The 16062-nt window shown below is 52.9% G+C and carries 17 protein-coding genes and 1 pseudogene; 5 read left to right on the forward strand and 13 right to left on the reverse strand.

All coding sequences use genetic code 11. The features are described 5' to 3' along the window. Positions 1 to 80: 80 nt before the first annotated feature. The 7 genes from ugpB to livK form a co-directional block, all read right to left on the reverse strand. Entirely contained in the window at positions 81 to 1397 is a 1317-nt protein-coding gene (ugpB, locus tag OGV98_RS13000; protein ID WP_003837839.1) for a sn-glycerol-3-phosphate ABC transporter substrate-binding protein UgpB, read from the reverse strand. Positions 1398 to 1643: 246 nt separating this feature from the next. Then, a complete protein-coding gene (locus OGV98_RS13005; RefSeq protein ID WP_202580947.1) occupies positions 1644 to 1925 on the reverse strand; it encodes a hypothetical protein in 282 nt (93 codons plus the stop codon). A gap of 102 nt (positions 1926 to 2027) precedes the next feature. After that, positions 2028 to 2741, reverse strand: coding sequence for a high-affinity branched-chain amino acid ABC transporter ATP-binding protein LivF (gene livF / locus OGV98_RS13010; protein ID WP_003827581.1), 714 nt, complete (start codon positions 2739 to 2741; stop codon positions 2028 to 2030). Between the two features lie 17 nt (positions 2742 to 2758). Further along, positions 2759 to 3526: a high-affinity branched-chain amino acid ABC transporter ATP-binding protein LivG gene (gene livG / locus OGV98_RS13015; RefSeq protein WP_003023438.1), complete on the reverse strand. Its 768-nt coding sequence runs from the start codon at positions 3524 to 3526 to the stop codon at positions 2759 to 2761. Then, the gene (livM, locus tag OGV98_RS13020) at positions 3523 to 4800 is read right to left on the reverse strand and encodes a branched chain amino acid ABC transporter permease LivM (protein ID WP_003023436.1); all 1278 of its coding nucleotides are present in this window, start codon (positions 4798 to 4800) and stop codon (positions 3523 to 3525) included. Before livM ends, livG begins: the two co-directional genes overlap by 4 nt. Beyond that, entirely contained in the window at positions 4797 to 5723 is a 927-nt protein-coding gene (gene livH, locus OGV98_RS13025; RefSeq protein ID WP_003023435.1) for a high-affinity branched-chain amino acid ABC transporter permease LivH, read from the reverse strand. The genes livM and livH overlap by 4 nt, the downstream gene beginning before the upstream one ends. Positions 5724 to 5784: 61 nt before the next feature. After that, positions 5785 to 6894, reverse strand: a complete 1110-nt coding sequence (gene livK / locus OGV98_RS13030) for a high-affinity branched-chain amino acid ABC transporter substrate-binding protein LivK (RefSeq protein ID WP_003023433.1) — start codon at positions 6892 to 6894, stop codon at positions 5785 to 5787. A 423-nt stretch (positions 6895 to 7317) separates the two neighbouring features. Between livK and panM the strand changes: the two genes are divergently transcribed. Further along, positions 7318 to 7701, forward strand: coding sequence for an aspartate 1-decarboxylase autocleavage activator PanM (gene panM, locus OGV98_RS13035; protein ID WP_003846184.1), 384 nt, complete (start codon positions 7318 to 7320; stop codon positions 7699 to 7701). Further along, a pseudogene (locus OGV98_RS23655) lies at positions 7686 to 7813 on the forward strand (hypothetical protein). The gene panM and the pseudogene OGV98_RS23655 overlap by 16 nt, the downstream one beginning before the upstream one ends. A gap of 83 nt (positions 7814 to 7896) precedes the next feature. Here the strand turns inward: OGV98_RS23655 and livJ are convergent. From livJ to ftsY, 5 genes are all read right to left on the reverse strand, one after another. Beyond that, entirely contained in the window at positions 7897 to 9000 is a 1104-nt protein-coding gene (gene livJ, locus OGV98_RS13040) for a branched chain amino acid ABC transporter substrate-binding protein LivJ (protein ID WP_003023428.1), read from the reverse strand. A gap of 271 nt (positions 9001 to 9271) precedes the next feature. Beyond that, positions 9272 to 10126 carry an RNA polymerase sigma factor RpoH gene (gene rpoH, locus OGV98_RS13045; RefSeq protein WP_003023425.1) on the reverse strand — a complete coding sequence of 285 codons (855 nt, stop codon included), beginning with the start codon at positions 10124 to 10126 and terminating at the stop codon, positions 9272 to 9274. A gap of 255 nt (positions 10127 to 10381) precedes the next feature. Then, positions 10382 to 11440 (reverse strand): permease-like cell division protein FtsX, encoded by a 1059-nt coding sequence (gene ftsX / locus OGV98_RS13050; RefSeq protein ID WP_003837835.1) that lies wholly within the window; start codon positions 11438 to 11440, stop codon positions 10382 to 10384. Next, entirely contained in the window at positions 11433 to 12101 is a 669-nt protein-coding gene (gene ftsE, locus OGV98_RS13055; protein ID WP_003023420.1) for a cell division ATP-binding protein FtsE, read from the reverse strand. Before ftsE ends, ftsX begins: the two co-directional genes overlap by 8 nt. A 2-nt stretch (positions 12102 to 12103) precedes the next feature. Beyond that, entirely contained in the window at positions 12104 to 13630 is a 1527-nt protein-coding gene (gene ftsY, locus OGV98_RS13060; protein ID WP_003837834.1) for a signal recognition particle-docking protein FtsY, read from the reverse strand. Between the two features lie 276 nt (positions 13631 to 13906). Here ftsY and rsmD point away from each other — a divergent pair, with 276 nt between their 5' ends. Both rsmD and OGV98_RS13070 read left to right on the forward strand, forming a co-directional pair. Beyond that, on the forward strand, positions 13907 to 14503 hold the full coding sequence (rsmD, locus tag OGV98_RS13065; RefSeq protein WP_003837832.1) for a 16S rRNA (guanine(966)-N(2))-methyltransferase: 597 nt from the start codon (positions 13907 to 13909) through the stop codon (positions 14501 to 14503). Beyond that, the gene (locus OGV98_RS13070; RefSeq protein ID WP_003023415.1) at positions 14493 to 14768 is read left to right on the forward strand and encodes a DUF1145 family protein; all 276 of its coding nucleotides are present in this window, start codon (positions 14493 to 14495) and stop codon (positions 14766 to 14768) included. The genes rsmD and OGV98_RS13070 overlap by 11 nt, the downstream gene beginning before the upstream one ends. 100 nt (positions 14769 to 14868) lie before the next feature. On the opposite strand, the gene OGV98_RS13075 is transcribed toward OGV98_RS13070, so the two are convergent. Then, positions 14869 to 15228 carry a DUF2500 domain-containing protein gene (locus OGV98_RS13075; protein WP_061549121.1) on the reverse strand — a complete coding sequence of 120 codons (360 nt, stop codon included), beginning with the start codon at positions 15226 to 15228 and terminating at the stop codon, positions 14869 to 14871. A gap of 141 nt (positions 15229 to 15369) precedes the next feature. Between OGV98_RS13075 and OGV98_RS13080 the strand changes: the two genes are divergently transcribed. Further along, positions 15370 to 15996, forward strand: a complete 627-nt coding sequence (locus OGV98_RS13080; protein ID WP_102191070.1) for a lysoplasmalogenase — start codon at positions 15370 to 15372, stop codon at positions 15994 to 15996. Positions 15997 to 16062: the final 66 nt, after the last annotated feature.

The following is a 16062-nucleotide window of genomic DNA, read 5'->3' on the forward strand; positions in this document are numbered from 1 at the left end:
GCGCCGGATGGCGCTACGCTTATCCGGCCTACGCGCATTTGTAGGCCGGGTAAGGCGCAGCCGCCACCCGGCATTTCACATTACGATTTGGTCGATTGCTCAAAGCGGCGCAGTAACTGATTGCCACGCTCAACGGCGGCATCCAGCGCCTGCTGCGGGGTTTTCTTCCCGGTCCAGACGCTTTCCAGCTCTTCATCCACAATGGTACGGATCTGCGGCATGTTGCCCAGACGCAGCCCTTTGGTGAACGGCAACGGCGGCTTGTTCAGCATCTGGCGGGTGGCGATATCCGCCCCCGGGTTCTTATCATAGAAGCCCTGCTCACGGGTCAGGTCGTAGGCAGCTGTGGTGATCGGCAGATAGCCGGTCTTCTGATGCCATTCGGCAGCAATTTCAGGCTTCGCCAGGAAGTTGAGGAACTTCGCCACGCCTTCGTAGGTGGCTTTGTCTTTGCCCTGCATCACCCAAAGACTGGCCCCACCGATAATTGCGTTCTGCGGCGCGCCCTTCACATCGGCATCGTACGGCATCATTCCGACACCATAGTTGAATTTCGCGTAATGGCGGATATCAGCCAGCGAACCGGAAGAGGCGGTGGTAATGGCACAATCCCCGTTATAGAACTTCTCAGTGGATTCGTCCTTACGCCCGAAGTAGCTGAAATCGCCTTTTTTGTTCAGCTCTTCCAGCAGAGCGATATGTTTTACCTGTTCCGGTTTATTGAACTCCAGCACTGCGTCAGTACCGTCAAAACCGTTGTTTTTGGTAGCGACCGGCAGACCGTTCCAGGCGCTGAAGTTTTCAATCTGAATCCATCCCTGCCAGCCGCTGGCGTAACCGCACTTCATGCCTGCCGCTTTCAGCTTCGCGGTGTACTCCGCCAGGTCCTGCCAGGTTTTCGGCGGCTGCTCAGGGTCTAAACCAGCTTTTTTAAAGGCATCTTTGTTGTAGTACAGCACCGGAGTGGAGCTGTTAAACGGTTGAGAAAGCAAATGTCCGCTTTTAGAGTCGGTGTAATAACCGGATACCGTCGGTACGAACTGAGACTCATCGAAGTTAATACCAGCCTCTTTGAATACTTCATAGACCGGTTTAATGGCTTTCGAAGCCATCATCGTTGCCGTACCCACTTCATAAACCTGTAGCAGCGCAGGCGCGTTTCCGGTACGGAAAGCGGCAATTCCTGCACTCAGGCTCTGCTCGTAGTTGCCTTTGTACTGCGGAACAATTTTGTAGTCGGGATTGGCGGCATTAAAACGTTGCGCCAGAGAATCAACTTCTTTACCCAGTTCGCCTTCCATTGAGTGCCAGAATGGGATGGTGGTGACCGCCAGTGCCTGACCTGCAAACGCCAGGCTAAGTGCCAGTCCTAAAGCTGTATGTCGTAACGATATCATCGGTTATCTCTCTTGTTGTGCCGGATGCGCGATATCACGCGTTTTATGCTCGCGGGGGTAACATGACATGCTCGAATGACAGAAAAATAACTTTTTTATTACAAAAAAAAGATAGTAAGGCGACAAACAGATGGCAAGGCGGTGAAAGCGTAGTGACAGGAAAATGCGGAGTGGTGCACAACAAAGCCGGGTAGCGGTATGCCTTACCCGGCCAGGATGGCGTTATCTGTTGCTGCAGGAGAAAGATTAATCTCTGCGCCAGCGTCGTTCGTACTCATTCTGTAAACGCTGCTGCTCTCGTCGCTCACGTTCACGTTGGATATCTGATTTATCATCTTCCCAGCCCGGGCATACCGAGCTGGTAAACACTTCGCAGGACGAGTCGGATTGCGCTAACGGGTTGTCCGATTTCTCTTCCCAGATTGCGGGATCGCGCGGGTCAAACGCTGGCGGTGTCGAGGCCAGGGTAGTTAAAGAAAGCGTCAAAAACAAACTGCCAATCATCATGCAGGTACCTGAACGAATCATCCTTTCTCCATGTTCATTTTTTATTATTGATAACTATTCTCAATAATAACATAGCGCAATAAAAAGGGGCCACAGCGGGCCCCTTGTCTATTCAGAGAATGATTAACCGCCAAGATACGCACTGCGCACCGCTTCGTTAGCCAGTAGCGCATCGCCAGTGTCTTCCAGCACCACATGACCGTTTTCCAGCACGTAGCCGCGATCGGCGAGCTTCAGCGCCTGGTTAGCGTTCTGTTCGACAAGGAAGATGGTCATCCCCTGCTCGCGCAGTTGCTCAATGGTGTTAAAGATCTGCTGGATGATAATCGGCGCCAGACCCAGCGATGGTTCATCAAGCAGTAGCAGCCTCGGCTGGCTCATCAGCGCACGGCCTATCGCCAGCATCTGCTGTTCACCGCCGGACATCGTTCCCGCACGTTGAATACGACGCTCATGCAGGCGAGGAAACAGGTCATACACCCACTTGATGCGTTCCTGAAACTGGTCTTTCTCGGCAAAGAAACCGCCCATCGCCAGGTTCTCTTCCACCGTCATACGGGAAAACACGCGACGCCCTTCCGGCACAATCGCTACCGCTTCGCGCATGATTTTCGCCGTCTGCCAGTCGGTAATGTCTTTACCATCAAAGACGATTCGCCCGCTGGTCGCTCGCGGGTCGCCACACAATGTGCCGAGCAGCGTGGTTTTTCCCGCGCCGTTGGCACCAATCAGAGTAACGATTTCACCCTGGTTGATATACAAGCTGACGTCATGCAGCGCCTGTATCTTGCCGTAGTGGGCGTTGACTTTGTCGAACGATAACATCGCCTTATCCATATTAATCCTCGCCCCCATTATGCTTCACCTAAATAGGCGCGGATAACATCCGGGTTATTACGAATCTGTTCCGGCGTCCCATTCGCCAGCGGCGTGCCCTGGTTCACCACGTAAATACGATCGGAAATACCCATCACCAGCTTCATGTCGTGCTCAATCAACAAAATGGTGGTGTTGTGATGGTTACGCAGTTCAGCAATCAGCTCGTCCAGCTCTTTGGTCTCTTTCGGGTTGAGTCCCGCAGCGGGTTCGTCGAGCATCAGAATTTCCGGCTGGGTCACCATGCAACGGGCAATCTCCAGACGACGTTGATCGCCATAGGCCAGGTTACTCGCCTGACGGTTGGCGTGCTCCAGCAAACCAATACGCTCCAGCCAGGTAGCGGCGCGATCCAACGCTTCACTCTGCGCGCGACGGAACGACGGAGTTTTCAACAGGCCGGAGAAGACGCCGGTTTTCAGTTGCTGATGTTGCGCCACCAGCAGGTTTTCAATCACCGTCATTTCGCGAAACAGACGTACGTGCTGGAAAGTACGCACCACGCCCATACGCGCGATTTGCTGACCCGGTAGTCCTTCCAGGTGCTGGTCGCGCAGCTTAATCGTCCCGCCGGTCGGCTTATAAAAACCGGTCAGACAGTTAAAGACCGTGGTTTTTCCCGCGCCGTTTGGCCCGATTAACGAAACTATTTCCTGCGGCCGCAGTTCCAGTTCAACGTTGTTTACCGCCAGCAGACCGCCGAAGCGCATCATCAGGCCGTTAACGGATAATAATGGCTGACTCATGCCTGCTCTCCTTTTGCTTCCCCGTTTTTCAGCTTCAACTGTGGACGGGTCATCGGCAACAAGCCCTGCGGACGCCAGATCATCATCAGTACCATTAAACCACCCAGCATTAACATGCTGTATTCGTTGAAATCACGCATCAGCTCGCGTGACACTACCAGCAGGATGGCCGCGAGGATCACCGCAAACTGTGAGCCCATTCCGCCCAATACCACAATTGCCAGCACAAAGGCCGACTCGGCAAAGGTGAAGGATTCCGGGCTGACGAAGCCCTGGCGCGCGGCAAACAGCGTACCGGCAAAACCGGCAAACGCGGCGCTGATGGTAAAAGCTGTCAGTTTGATGCGCGTAGGGTTTAAGCCCAGCGAGCGACAGGCTATTTCATCTTCACGCAGCGCTTCCCACGCACGGCCCAACGGCATACGCAGCAGACGGTTAATCACAAACAGCGAGAAGACCACCAGCAGCAGCGCCACCAGATAGAGGAAAATGACGCGGTCAGAGGGATCGTACTTGACGTTAAAGAAGTTGCTGAAGGTATCCCAGCCGCCTTCACGAGCGGTACGGCTAAACTCCAGACCGAAAAAGGTCGGTTTCGGGATCTGGCTGATACCGTTCGGGCCACCGGTCACTTCGGTGTTGTTGAGCAGCAGGATACGGACGATTTCACCGAAGCCTAAGGTCACAATAGCCAGATAATCACCGCGCAGGCGCAGTACCGGGAAGCCGAGCAGGAAGCCCGCAGCAGCGGAAACCAACCCCGCCAGCGGCAGACAGGTCCAGAAGCCGAGTCCGTAATAGTGGTTCAGCAGCGCGAAGGTGTAAGCGCCGATGGCATAAAAGCCGCCGTAGCCCAGCACCAGCAGGCCGGAAAGCCCCACCACCACGTTTAAGCCGAGGCCGAGGATGATATAAATCATCGTCAGCGTGGCGATATCCACCGTACCGCGCGAGACCATAAACGGCCACGCCACGGCAATCACCAGCAACGCCACCAGGAACAGCTTCTGTTTAACGGTGGAGCCGTCAATCGCCGGCAGAATAAACTTCGGTCCGGAGACGCTCTTCAGGCCCTTCTGGAAAGCTGGACGCAGCAACTGAAAGAGGAAGACCACGCCAGTACCAATAAACACCCACTGCCAGCGAATATCCGCCGCGGAATCCACCACCAGTTTGGTGCCGTCAAGCTCTAACTGAACGCCCATAAAGACGCCCGCCAGGACAAAGAACATGGCGGCAGAGAGCAGCGCCATTGCAAAATGCATCGGTTTCATACTTTCTCTACCTCCGGGCGACCCAGAATACCGGTCGGCATCACCAGCAGCACCAGAATCAGCAGCGCGAATGAAACGACGTCTTTGTATTCAGTACTCAGATAAGCAGAGGAGAGCGCTTCCGCGACGCCCAGAATCAGGCCGCCGATCATCGCCCCAGGAATGCTGCCGATGCCGCCAAGCACCGCTGCGGTAAAGGCCTTCATCCCGGCCATAAAGCCGATGTACGGGTTAATTACGCCATAGAATTGACCGAGCAGCACGCCCGCGACCGCCGCCATTGCCGCGCCAATCACAAAGGTCAGCGCAATCACGCGATCGGTGTTGATGCCGAGCAGGCTGGCCATTTTCAGGTCTTCCGCGCAGGCACGGCAGGCGCGACCCATACGGGAGTAACGGATAAACAGCGTCAGCGCCAGCATCGCCAGGAAGGTTACAATCCAGATAACCAGCTGCATGGTGGTGATGGAAGCAGAGAAGTTTTCGCTACTGCCAACGGTCCACTGGCCATTAAACAGGCTGGGCAGTGCCACATCGCGCGAACCTTCCGTCAGGCTGACGTAGTTTTGCAGGAAGATGGACATCCCGATGGCGGAAATCAGCGCGATCAGGCGCTTAGAGCTGCGCACGGGTCGATACGCCACGCGTTCAATGCTCCAGCCGTAGGCGCTGGCAATCACAATCGCGCCGACGAAGCCCGCCGCGACCAGTAGCCAACTGGAATCAATGCCCATCATCATTAGCGCGGCGATGATCATAAAGGAGACATAGCTGCCGATCATATACACCTCGCCATGGGCGAAGTTGATCATGCCGATAATGCCGTACACCATCGTGTAACCGATGGCGATCAGCGCGTAGGTGCTTCCCAGCGTGACGCCGTTAAACATCTGCTGCAAGAAATAGAGGAACTGCTCGGACATAAGGTAACCTTTTTATACCCGCCCATTTTACACGGGCGGTGGGATAACTCGTCTTCAGGTATTACTTCGCAACGGTCGATGAACCGTCCGCATGCCACTGGAAGACACCAAACTCAAATCCCTTCAAATCGCCTTTTTCGTCCCATTTCAGCGGCCCAATCACGGTATCAGCCCCGTGTGCTTTCAGATCTTTCACCAGGTCCAGCGGCTCTTTGCTACCGCTGCGATCCATTGCTGTCGCCAATGACTGGACGGCTGCATATGTGATCCACACGTACGGTCCGGTTGGATCTTTCTTGTCAGCTTTGAGCGCATCGACAATCGCTTTATTCGCCGGATCCTGGTCATAGCGTTTTGGCATGGTCACCAGCATGCCTTCAGCGGCATCACCAGCAATGTTAGACAGCGACGCATTGCCGACGCCCTCTGGTCCCATAAACTGGGTTTTCAGCCCGACGGAACGTGCCTGGCGCAGCATTTGCCCCATTTCCGGGTAGTAGCCGCCGTAATAAACAAAGTCGATATTTTCTTTTTTCAGGCGAGCGATCAGCGCAGAAAAATCTTTTTCCCCGGCGGTGATACCGTCAAAGAAAACGATGTTGGCTTTGCCCGCTTTCAGGCTGTCCTGCACTGAACGCGCCAGGCCTTCACCGTATTGCTGTTTATCGTGAATGATGGCAATACGCTGCGGCTTCACCTTCTCCAGAATGTATTTCGCGGCGGTCGGCCCTTGAGAGGAGTCCAGGCCCGCTGTACGCATAATGTGAGCGTATCCGCGCTGGGTCAGTTCCGGGTTTGTGGCGCCCGGAGAAATCATCAGAATGCCTTCATCTTCATAGATATCTGATGCGGGCTGCGTGGAAGATGAGCACAGATGTCCAATAACGTACTGAATGCCGTCATTGACGATTTTGTTCGCTACCGCAACGGCCTGTTTCGGATCGCAGGCGTCGTCATATTCCACAGCGACCAGTTTGTCGCCTTTGACCCCGCCTTTAGCATTGATATCTTTAATGGCCTGACGTGCGCCATTAAATTCCATATCACCCCACTGCGCGACCGGACCTGACATCGCGCCGACAACAGCGACCTTGATATCTTCCGCCATGACCGCGTGTGACATTGCCAGTGCTATCACCCCTGCGATGATTGTTTTCGCATTCCGTTTCATTACCTGAATCCCCATTCGTGACGTAATTAATATTTTGTATTTATGTGGTTAAAAAGCAGTCTGTGCTTTTTTTGAACTGCACTATTTTTACCAGTCTCATTAATGGTTTAGCGCAGTCATTTAAGCAAAATCAGGCTAAAATCTCTATTTTTCAGTCGATTAAGAAAAGATAATATTCTGCTTTTCACTATAGATAAACAAAAAAAAGCACGTTTGTCAGCATAAAATAACGGTACAAAGAGCCGAATAAAATGCTGCATTCCAGGGTATTATTCTGCCTGTTTTTCAATCTCTACGGTTTCAAACTGTCATTACTGTTGTTACAAAATTATTAATCTGGTTATTCACATAAAAAAGAGAAAGCATCCGGGCGAATTATTTCGGTACACTCATTCCATCTTTTGTGATTTGGACATGCTGTTAATGAAGCTGACCATCGTTCGTTTAGAGAACTTTAGCGACCAGGACCAGATTGATCTGGGCAAAATCTGGCCGGAATATTCCGCCTCATCATTAAGCGTAGATGAAACGCACCGGATCTACGCCGCGCGCTTTAACGAGCGTCTGTTAGGCGCAGTTCGCGTAACCCTGAGCGGCACGCAAGGCGCATTGGATTCCTTGCGCGTACGCGATATCACCCGCCGCCGCGGCGTCGGGCAGTATTTGATCGAAGAAGTGATCCGGGAAAACCCTGACGTGAGTTCATGGTGGATGGCCGACGTCGGCGTTGAAGACCGCAGCGTGATGGCCGCGTTTATGCAGGCGTTAGGGTTTACGGCCCAGGAAAATGGCTGGGAAAAAAGATAAAAAAGCCGGATGGCGCTGACGCTTATCCGGCCTACATGCTGGGAGCAAAAAATAAAAAACCACCTCGCAATTTTCCAAGAATTTCACGTTGCAGGAAGGCGGCAAGTTATGAAGTCCCCGGAAGCTTACATAAGTAAGTGACCGGGGTTGAATAACGCAGCCAACGCGTCTGCAGCGCGAAAGGCGCCAGGAAAATTATTTGGCGTCGGTCGCCGTCCCGTTTGCATGCCAGTCAAACACGCCGAATTCGAAGCCCTTCAGATCGCCCTTCGCATCCCATGACAGCGGCCCCATTACGGTTTCCACTGAGTTTGCTTTCAGGTATTTGGCAATTTCAGCCGGGTCGTCAGACTGGTTCAGACCGGCCTGCAAGGATTGCAGCGCGGCGTAGGTGGTCCATACGAATGCACCGCTCGGATCCTGTTTCTTGGCTTTGATCGCGTCCACAATCGGTTTGTTCGCCGGAACCTGATCGTAGTTCTTCGGTTTCGTTACCAGTAAGCCTTCTGCAGACTCACCCGCGATGTTAGACAGCGACACGTTCGCTACCCCTTCTGGTCCCATAAACTGGGTTTTCAGACCCGCAGCGCGTGCCTGGCGCAGAATCTGCCCCATTTCCGGGTGGTAACCACCGTAGTAAACGAAATCGATATTCTCTTTCTTCAGACGCGCCACCAGAGTAGAGAAATCTTTCTCGCCAGCGGTGATCCCATCGAAGAACACCACGTCAGCGTTGGCTTTCTTGAGGTTGTCCTGCACGGAACGCGCCAGGCCTTCACCATACTGTTGTTTGTCGTGAACGATCGCAATGCGCTTCGGCTTCACTTTTTCAACGATATATTTGGCAGCAGTCGGGCCCTGATCGGAATCCAGACCGGTGGTACGTAACACCAGGTTATAACCGCGCGCGGTCAGCTCCGGCGCCGTTGCCGCTGGGGTAATCATCAGAATGCCTTCGTCTTCATAGATATCTGACGCAGGCTGAGTGGAAGATGAGCACAGGTGGCCGATAACATATTTAATCCCGTCGTTGACCACTTTGTTAGCTACCGCTACCGCTTGTTTCGGGTCACAGGCATCGTCATATTTCACCATGACCAGTTTGTCGCCTTTCACACCGCCTTTGGCATTGATATCTGCAATAGCCTGCTCTGCGCCAGTAAATTCCTGATCGCCATACTGCGCTACCGGACCGGACATCGCGCCGACGACAGCAACTTTAATATCCTTAGCAAACGCCATATTGCTCAAAGACAGGGCGATACATCCTGCCAATAACGCTTTACCCTTCATATTCATCCTGACAATCCCCATTATTGTGGTTATTACGTGTGTTGTGATGTTGTTGTTCAGCACTTTATTTCGATTATTGGATAGCCACCCGTGCTTTAGCAGCATACTCTGCTAAAACATACCCGATTTTTATTATTTTGGAATAGCTAAATTTGACATGCAGATAACAACTTGATGACAAAAAGCATAAACGTCAGGAGAGAGGGGGGAGAGATAAAAACAAAAAACCCCGGATTTTCATCCAGGGTTTATCAGCATTTCCAGATCGGCTGGAAGATTATGCTTCGATCGCCGCGCGCAATTTTTTCATGGCGTTCTTTTCAAGCTGACGAACACGTTCAGCGGAAACGCCGTAGCGATCGGCCAGTTCCTGCAACGTCGACTTGTTGTCTTCGTCCAGCCAACGAGCACGAATGATGTCCTGGCTACGCTCGTCCAGACCTTCCATTGCGTGGGTCAGTTTGTTCGCGGCCTGATCTTCCCAGTTATCTTCTTCAATGCCGTCGGCAAAGTTAGAAGATTTATCCTGCAGATACAGCACCGGGGCCATCGGCTGGCTGTCAGACTCATCGTCTGAAGACATGTCAAACGTCATGTCCTGCGCCGCCATACGGGATTCCATTTCGCGCACGTCTTTGCTGGAAACACCCAGCTCGCGAGCAACCATTTCAACTTCGTCCTGGTTAAACCAGCCCAGACGCTGCTTGGTTTTACGCAGGTTAAAGAACAGCTTACGCTGCGCTTTAGTGGTCGCGACTTTAACGATACGCCAGTTACGCAGAACGTATTCGTGGATCTCAGCTTTGATCCAATGCACGGCGAAGGAAACCAGGCGCACACCCACTTCCGGGTTGAAACGGCGCACGGCTTTCATCAGGCCGATATTACCTTCCTGAATCAAATCCGCCTGCGGCAGGCCATAGCCCGCATAATTACGAGCAACATGAACAACAAAGCGCAGGTGAGACAGGATCAGCGTTTTAGCTGCTTCCAGATCGCCCTGGTAATGCAGCTTTTCAGCCAGTGCCCGCTCCTCGTCAGCCGACAACATCGGCCACGCGTTCGCAGCCCGGATGTAAGATTCCAGGTTACCAACAGGGGCTAAAGCTAAATTTTGCATTTCTTTGGTCATTCAAATCCTCTCAATCTTTTCATCTGGCGCATTGGCTAAAACCAATAGCAACAACCATGCCAGAGCTTATGAGCAACGAGAATATCATTCAATCTTTTATCAGACAGTGATTTTATCCACAAGTTCCATGTCGTAATGTGTATAGATTACGCACAAAATGTGACATCACAATGAATACGCCGGGAAGAGATCACAGGGACTCTTTCCCTGCAGAGCGAACTACTCAGTGCAGGGAAAGATTATACCAGAGATTTTTTAATCGGGGGTAAAGTGGCGTAAATGTTGAACCGTGGCAAGCCAGGCTGCCACCCAGCCAATCATCGAGCATACCAGCAGCAATAACAGGCATTCATCGAATGATAAGCCATTGATATCAAACTTGGTTCCAAATACCTGTGCCACTTCAGTCACCGCTGACGACAGACGCATCACCAAAATTTCTGACAAAATCAGTGAAAGAAATGCACCGGAAAAACCGAGCAGTGCCCCGCCGTAGAGGAACGGACGCAGGATAAATCCATCCGTCGCGCCAATCAGTTTTTGCACGTTAATGGTATCGCGACGCGCAAAAATACTCAGACGCACGCTGTTACCGATGACGAGGAAGACCGCCGCTACCATCAGCACGCCAATCATCGCGGAAACGCGTCCGACAAGGCCCGTCAGCGCCGCCAGACGAGCGAACCAGCTGTCATCCATCCGCACTTCATCAATACCGTTGATTTGTGCGATGCGGTCACGCAGCGTGTTTAGCGACTCCGTACCCTGGAAGTCCAGTTTCGGGATCACCACCGCCACGGCCGGCAGCGGGTTCTCTTCCAGCATATCCAGTGCACCGCCGAATCCAGACCAGTTACGGAATTCGCCCAGCGCGTCGTCACGGGAAAGATAATTCACTTTCTCCACGCCCTGCTCGGCCTGCAACTGACCAACCACCCGCGCCGCCGCATCATCATCCAGCGTTTTTTGCAGGTAAACGGTGATCTGCGGGGACGGATAATACTGACTTGCTGCATGGTTTACGTTCTTATAAACCATATAGCACACGCTTGGCAGCGTCAGGGAGATGGCAATAACCATCACCGTCAGGAATGTCGCCAGCGGCTTGCTTTTCAGGTCCTGTAACGCGCCCTGGAACGCATAACGCACCTGCTCATTAAAGACATTGGTTTTACGCGAGTTCGGCTTTGGCGCGGCCTTCGCACGCTTAGGCGCGTTGCGACCGCCGTCACCCGGCGCACCGCCCGATTTACGAAAGCGATCCAGTCGGCCACCGAACTGTTTGATTTGGTTAATAGCGTCACGTCTATTCATGCGCCAGGCCTCCATGCAGATGTCCATCGCTCAGAACCATTTGGCGATAGGAGCGACGGGAGATCAGGCCAATATCGTGCGTGGCCATTAATACCGTGACCCCGACGCGGTTAAACTCTTCGAACAGGCGCAGGATCCCTTCCGACAGCGCGTCATCCAGGTTCCCCGTTGGTTCATCCGCCAGCAGCACCGCTGGTTTATTCACCACCGCACGGGCAATGCCGACGCGCTGTTGTTCACCGCCAGAGAGCTGAATAGGGAAGTTTTTCGCTTTGTCCAACAGCCCGACCTTATCCAGCGCCGCTGACACGCGACGACGAATATCGTCCCCGCTGGCGCCCGCGATGATCAGCGGAATTGCCACGTTATCAAACACGGTTCTGTCCATTAGCAGGTGGTGATCCTGAAAAATCATGCCAATCTGACGACGCAGAAACGGCACTTCGCGGTTTTTCAAACGGCTGATGTCATGCCCGCTAAAGTAGATTTTCCCGGCGCTGGGCCGTTCAATTCCACAAATCAGCTTCAGCAGGGTACTTTTCCCCGCGCCGGAGTGGCCGGTCAGAAACGCCATCTCGCCAGGCTGCATATGGAAGGTCACTCCCTGCAGCGCTTGTCTCCCACCGAGATAGGCCTTGCTGACATGTTCAAAGCGAATCATTGTTAATCCTCTCGGGCAAAAAGTGCCTCTATAAAATCGTCCGCTTTAAACGGACGTAAATCCTCGATACGTTCGCCCACACCGATATAACGGATAGGGATGCCAAACTGATCGGCAACCGAGAAGATAACCCCGCCCTTCGCCGTACCATCCAGCTTGGTCAGAGTGATACCGGTTAAGCCCACCGCTTCATGGAACAGTTTGGCCTGGCTTATCGCATTCTGCCCGGTGCTGGCGTCGATAGTCAGCATAACTTCATGCGGCGCATCTTCGTCCAGCTTCTTCATGACGCGAACGATTTTTTTCAATTCTTCCATCAGGTGCGATTTATTCTGCAAACGCCCTGCGGTATCAGCGATCAGCACGTCTACGTTACGCGCCTTCGCCGCCTGGATGGCATCAAAGATAACGGACGCGGAATCCGCACCGGTATGCTGAGCAATCACCGGAATATTATTACGCTGACCCCAGACCTGCAGCTGTTCTACCGCCGCCGCACGGAAAGTATCGCCCGCCGCCAGCATTACTGATTTACCCTGCTGTTCAAACTGACGCGCCAGCTTACCAATAGTGGTGGTTTTGCCCACACCGTTGACGCCAACCATTAAGATAACAAATGGTGTTTTGCCCTCAACATTCAGCGGTTCGTCAACCTTCGCCAGAATCTCGCCCATCTCTTCTTTCAGCAGGCCGTACAGCGCTTCCGCATCTTTAAGCTGCTTGCGGCTGGCACCTTCTGTCAGATTCGCAATGATCTTACGGGTCGTTTCTACGCCCACATCGGCGATCAGCAGTTGCTCTTCCAGCTCTTCAAACAGATCATCGTCGATCTTTTTACCACGGAACAGACTGATAAATCCGGAACCGAGGTTTTCTTTTGTTTTCAGCAGGCTGCGTTTTAGTCGCGCAAAGAAACCTTCTTTGGTTGGTTTTTCCTGCTCCTGGACTACCTCTTCTTCTACCGGTTCTTCTACAGCAGGTTCTTCTACCGGCACCACCATAACCGCTTCTTCAGCAGCCTCAGCGGCCAGCGCCTGTGCTTCCAGCTCTTCGTCGGTCAGTTGCGGCTCGTTTTCAGCTTCTTCTTCAGCCGCCTCAACAATTTCCACGGTTTCCGCTTCGGCCTGCCACTCTTCGGCAGAAACTTCTTCGGTTTTCACCTCTTCCGGCAGCGGCAATTCTTCGCGTTCGATAACCACCGCCGCTGGCGTTTCCACTACAGTTTCAGCAACGGGTTCAGCAACCGGCTCAATTTCCGGCTGCGCTTGTTCGGCGACAGGTTCTTCTTCCGGCTGCAGTTTCTCAATTTCCGCAACCTGTTCAGTTACTTCAACGACTTCAGCAGCAAAGGCTTGCGTTTCCGCCTCGCTACGGGTTTCCTCGGCGCGCGGCTGTTCTTCAACGACGGTAGTTTCTTCAGCAACCGGTTGTTGTTCTTCGTTTTTTACTTCTGTCTCGTTTTCCGGTGCCTGCTCTTTTTGACCAAAGCCCAGCCAGGAAAAAAAGCCACGTTTTTTCTCTTTCGCCATTTGCGACTACACTCCCCCGCTGTTGCTTAATGGCACAGCGTCAACGCTATGTACATAGCAGCTAAAAAAATGATGAAATAGTCTATCACTTATACCCAATGAATTTCGAGTTACGTCAAGGCGGCAAGCGCACGAATCCCGATGAGCTTACTTTTAGTAAGTGATTCGGGTGAGTAAGTGCAGCCAACGAAGAGGTAACTTGAAAGGCGACGGGTTAACTTAACTCACATCACCGCCTGGAATGACATGCTATAGGCGGATTGAGCAATAATAGAAATGAAAAAACCGAATCACTCTGGTAGCGGCCAGATCCGCATTATTGGCGGGCAATGGCGTGGCCGTAAACTCCCGGTTCCGGACAGCCCCGGCCTGCGTCCGACCACCGACCGTGTGCGCGAAACGTTGTTTAACTGGCTGGCCCCGGTAATGGTCGATGCTCACTGTCTGGACTGCTTCGCCGGCAGCGGCGCGCTGGGGCTGGAAGCCCTCTCTCGCTATGCGGCAAATGCGACGCTTCTGGAGATGGATCGCGCGGTATCTCAGCAGCTACAAAAGAATCTCGCCACGTTGAAAGCCTCCCATGCCCGCGTCGTCAATACCAATACGCTGACATTTTTGGCTCAGACGGGTACGCCGCATAACGTGGTATTTGTGGATCCGCCGTTTCGCAAAGGGTTACTGGAAGAAACATTAACGCTTCTGGAAACTCATGGCTGGCTGGCAAATGAAGCGTATATTTACGTTGAAAGCGAAGTAGAAAACGGTTTGCCGCCGGTTCCGGTGAACTGGTCGCTATACCGTGAGAAAGTTGCCGGACAGGTCGCCTATCGCCTGTACCAACGTGAAGCACGAGGAGAACACGATGTTGATTAACCTGGGACGCCTGCTGATGCTGTGCGTCTGGGCATTTTTACTACTGAATATTTTCCAACCCTTTCCACGCCCGCTTAACATCTTCGTTAACGTCGCACTGATATTTATGGTGCTGATGCATGGCATGCAGCTGGCGCTACTAAAAAGCACCATGCCTAAAGATGGCCCGCAGATGACCAACGGAGAGAAAATCCGTATTTTTCTGTTCGGCGTCTTTGAGCTACTGGTGTGGCAGAAGAAGATTAAAGATCAGCTGAAGAAGTAACTGCGATCTTTTCGCCCGGCGGCACGTTGCGAGCCGGGGCGAAAAAATCTGTAGGCCGGATCAGGCGTAAGCCGCCATCCGGCTGCAGTCAGATGACACCTTAGCGTTCAAGCGTAAAATCAACAAAACGCGAACCTTTGTAACTTAGCGTACCTTTATCCCCGACCGTTAGCGCATGGTACTGCTGAGCATCCAGACGAAACGTCTGATCCAGGCCGCCGTTTTGTGGCTTAAAGCTGGCTTCATAGCGCATGCTGGTTCCCGCCGGGCTCACTTCCTGTTGACGGGATCGTCGATCGTTAAGCGGTTTTTCCCGTTTGTTACTCACCACCACCTGCTTTTGCACCAGCGGCGCCGCATCATTATCGGCTTTTTCACGCCGCTGCTGAACAAAGCGAAACGACGCGGCGACAACAATTAAGATAATGATAACAATGAAAAAAAGTGGTGGTTTGCTCATAGTATTAACCCATCAGAAAATGCGGAAATAAGCATACATTGCCCGTTATGGTGTTGTCATCTGGCAGTGTCGACCTCTACACTGGACAGTAGAGCCGTAAGCACCCCGCTTACGAAAAAATAACGAATTCAAGGAACTAAGATGCTTTGGTCGTTTATCGCTGTCTGCCTTTCCGCATGGTTGTTCGTGGATGCTTCCTATCGTGGGCCCGCCTGGCAACGCTGGGTCTTTAAACCCCTGACGTTACTCCTGCTGGCGCTGCTGGCCTGGCAGGCGCCAATGTTTAACGCTATCAGCTATCTGGTGCTGGCTGGTCTGCTGGCCTCGCTGCTGGGCGATGCGCTGACGTTATTGCCGCGCCAACGCCTGCTGTACGCAGTGGGGGCATTCTTCCTGTCGCATCTGCTGTATACCATTTACTTCGCCAGCCAAATGACGCTGTCGTTCTTCTGGCCTTTGCCGTTGGTGCTGGCGGTACTGGGGGCGTTGCTGATCGCCGTGATCTGGACGCGTCTGGAAGAGTTGCGCATTGCTATTTGTACCTTTATTGGCATCACGCTGATGATGGTCTGGATGGCTGGCGAACTGTGGTTCTTCCGCCCGACCGCTCCGGCGCTGTCGGCATTTATGGGCGCATCGCTCCTGTTCATCGGCAATATTGTCTGGCTGAGTAGCCATTACCGTCGTCGCTTTCGCGCCGATAACGCCATTGCCGCCGCCTGCTACTTCGCCGGGCATTTCCTGATTGTTCGTTCGCTGTATCTTTAAAACGCTTGACTCTGGAGTCGACTCCAGAGTGTATCCTCCGGTTAATACGAAATGATTATCAACCGG

The sequence above is a fragment of the Citrobacter sp. Cf136 genome, from assembly GCF_030333815.1.
In the GTDB taxonomy this organism is placed as follows: Bacteria; Pseudomonadota; Gammaproteobacteria; order Enterobacterales; family Enterobacteriaceae; genus Citrobacter; species Citrobacter freundii.

Coding starts and splice junctions, on each gene's coding strand:
- ugpB (WP_003837839.1), bottom strand. CDS start 1,397: ATGATATCGTTACGACATACAGCTTTAGGACTGGCACTTAGCCTGGCG.
- OGV98_RS13005 (WP_202580947.1), bottom strand. CDS start 1,925: ATGATTCGTTCAGGTACCTGCATGATGATTGGCAGTTTGTTTTTGACG.
- livF (WP_003827581.1), bottom strand. CDS start 2,741: ATGGATAAGGCGATGTTATCGTTCGACAAAGTCAACGCCCACTACGGC.
- livG (WP_003023438.1), bottom strand. CDS start 3,526: ATGAGTCAGCCATTATTATCCGTTAACGGCCTGATGATGCGCTTCGGC.
- livM (WP_003023436.1), bottom strand. CDS start 4,800: ATGAAACCGATGCATTTTGCAATGGCGCTGCTCTCTGCCGCCATGTTC.
- livH (WP_003023435.1), bottom strand. CDS start 5,723: ATGTCCGAGCAGTTCCTCTATTTCTTGCAGCAGATGTTTAACGGCGTC.
- livK (WP_003023433.1), bottom strand. CDS start 6,894: ATGAAACGGAATGCGAAAACAATCATCGCAGGGGTGATAGCACTGGCA.
- panM (WP_003846184.1), top strand. CDS start 7,318: ATGAAGCTGACCATCGTTCGTTTAGAGAACTTTAGCGACCAGGACCAG.
- livJ (WP_003023428.1), bottom strand. CDS start 9,000: ATGAATATGAAGGGTAAAGCGTTATTGGCAGGATGTATCGCCCTGTCT.
- rpoH (WP_003023425.1), bottom strand. CDS start 10,126: ATGACCAAAGAAATGCAAAATTTAGCTTTAGCCCCTGTTGGTAACCTG.
- ftsX (WP_003837835.1), bottom strand. CDS start 11,440: ATGAATAGACGTGACGCTATTAACCAAATCAAACAGTTCGGTGGCCGA.
- ftsE (WP_003023420.1), bottom strand. CDS start 12,101: ATGATTCGCTTTGAACATGTCAGCAAGGCCTATCTCGGTGGGAGACAA.
- ftsY (WP_003837834.1), bottom strand. CDS start 13,630: ATGGCGAAAGAGAAAAAACGTGGCTTTTTTTCCTGGCTGGGCTTTGGT.
- rsmD (WP_003837832.1), top strand. CDS start 13,907: ATGAAAAAACCGAATCACTCTGGTAGCGGCCAGATCCGCATTATTGGC.
- OGV98_RS13070 (WP_003023415.1), top strand. CDS start 14,493: ATGTTGATTAACCTGGGACGCCTGCTGATGCTGTGCGTCTGGGCATTT.
- OGV98_RS13075 (WP_061549121.1), bottom strand. CDS start 15,228: ATGAGCAAACCACCACTTTTTTTCATTGTTATCATTATCTTAATTGTT.
- OGV98_RS13080 (WP_102191070.1), top strand. CDS start 15,370: ATGCTTTGGTCGTTTATCGCTGTCTGCCTTTCCGCATGGTTGTTCGTG.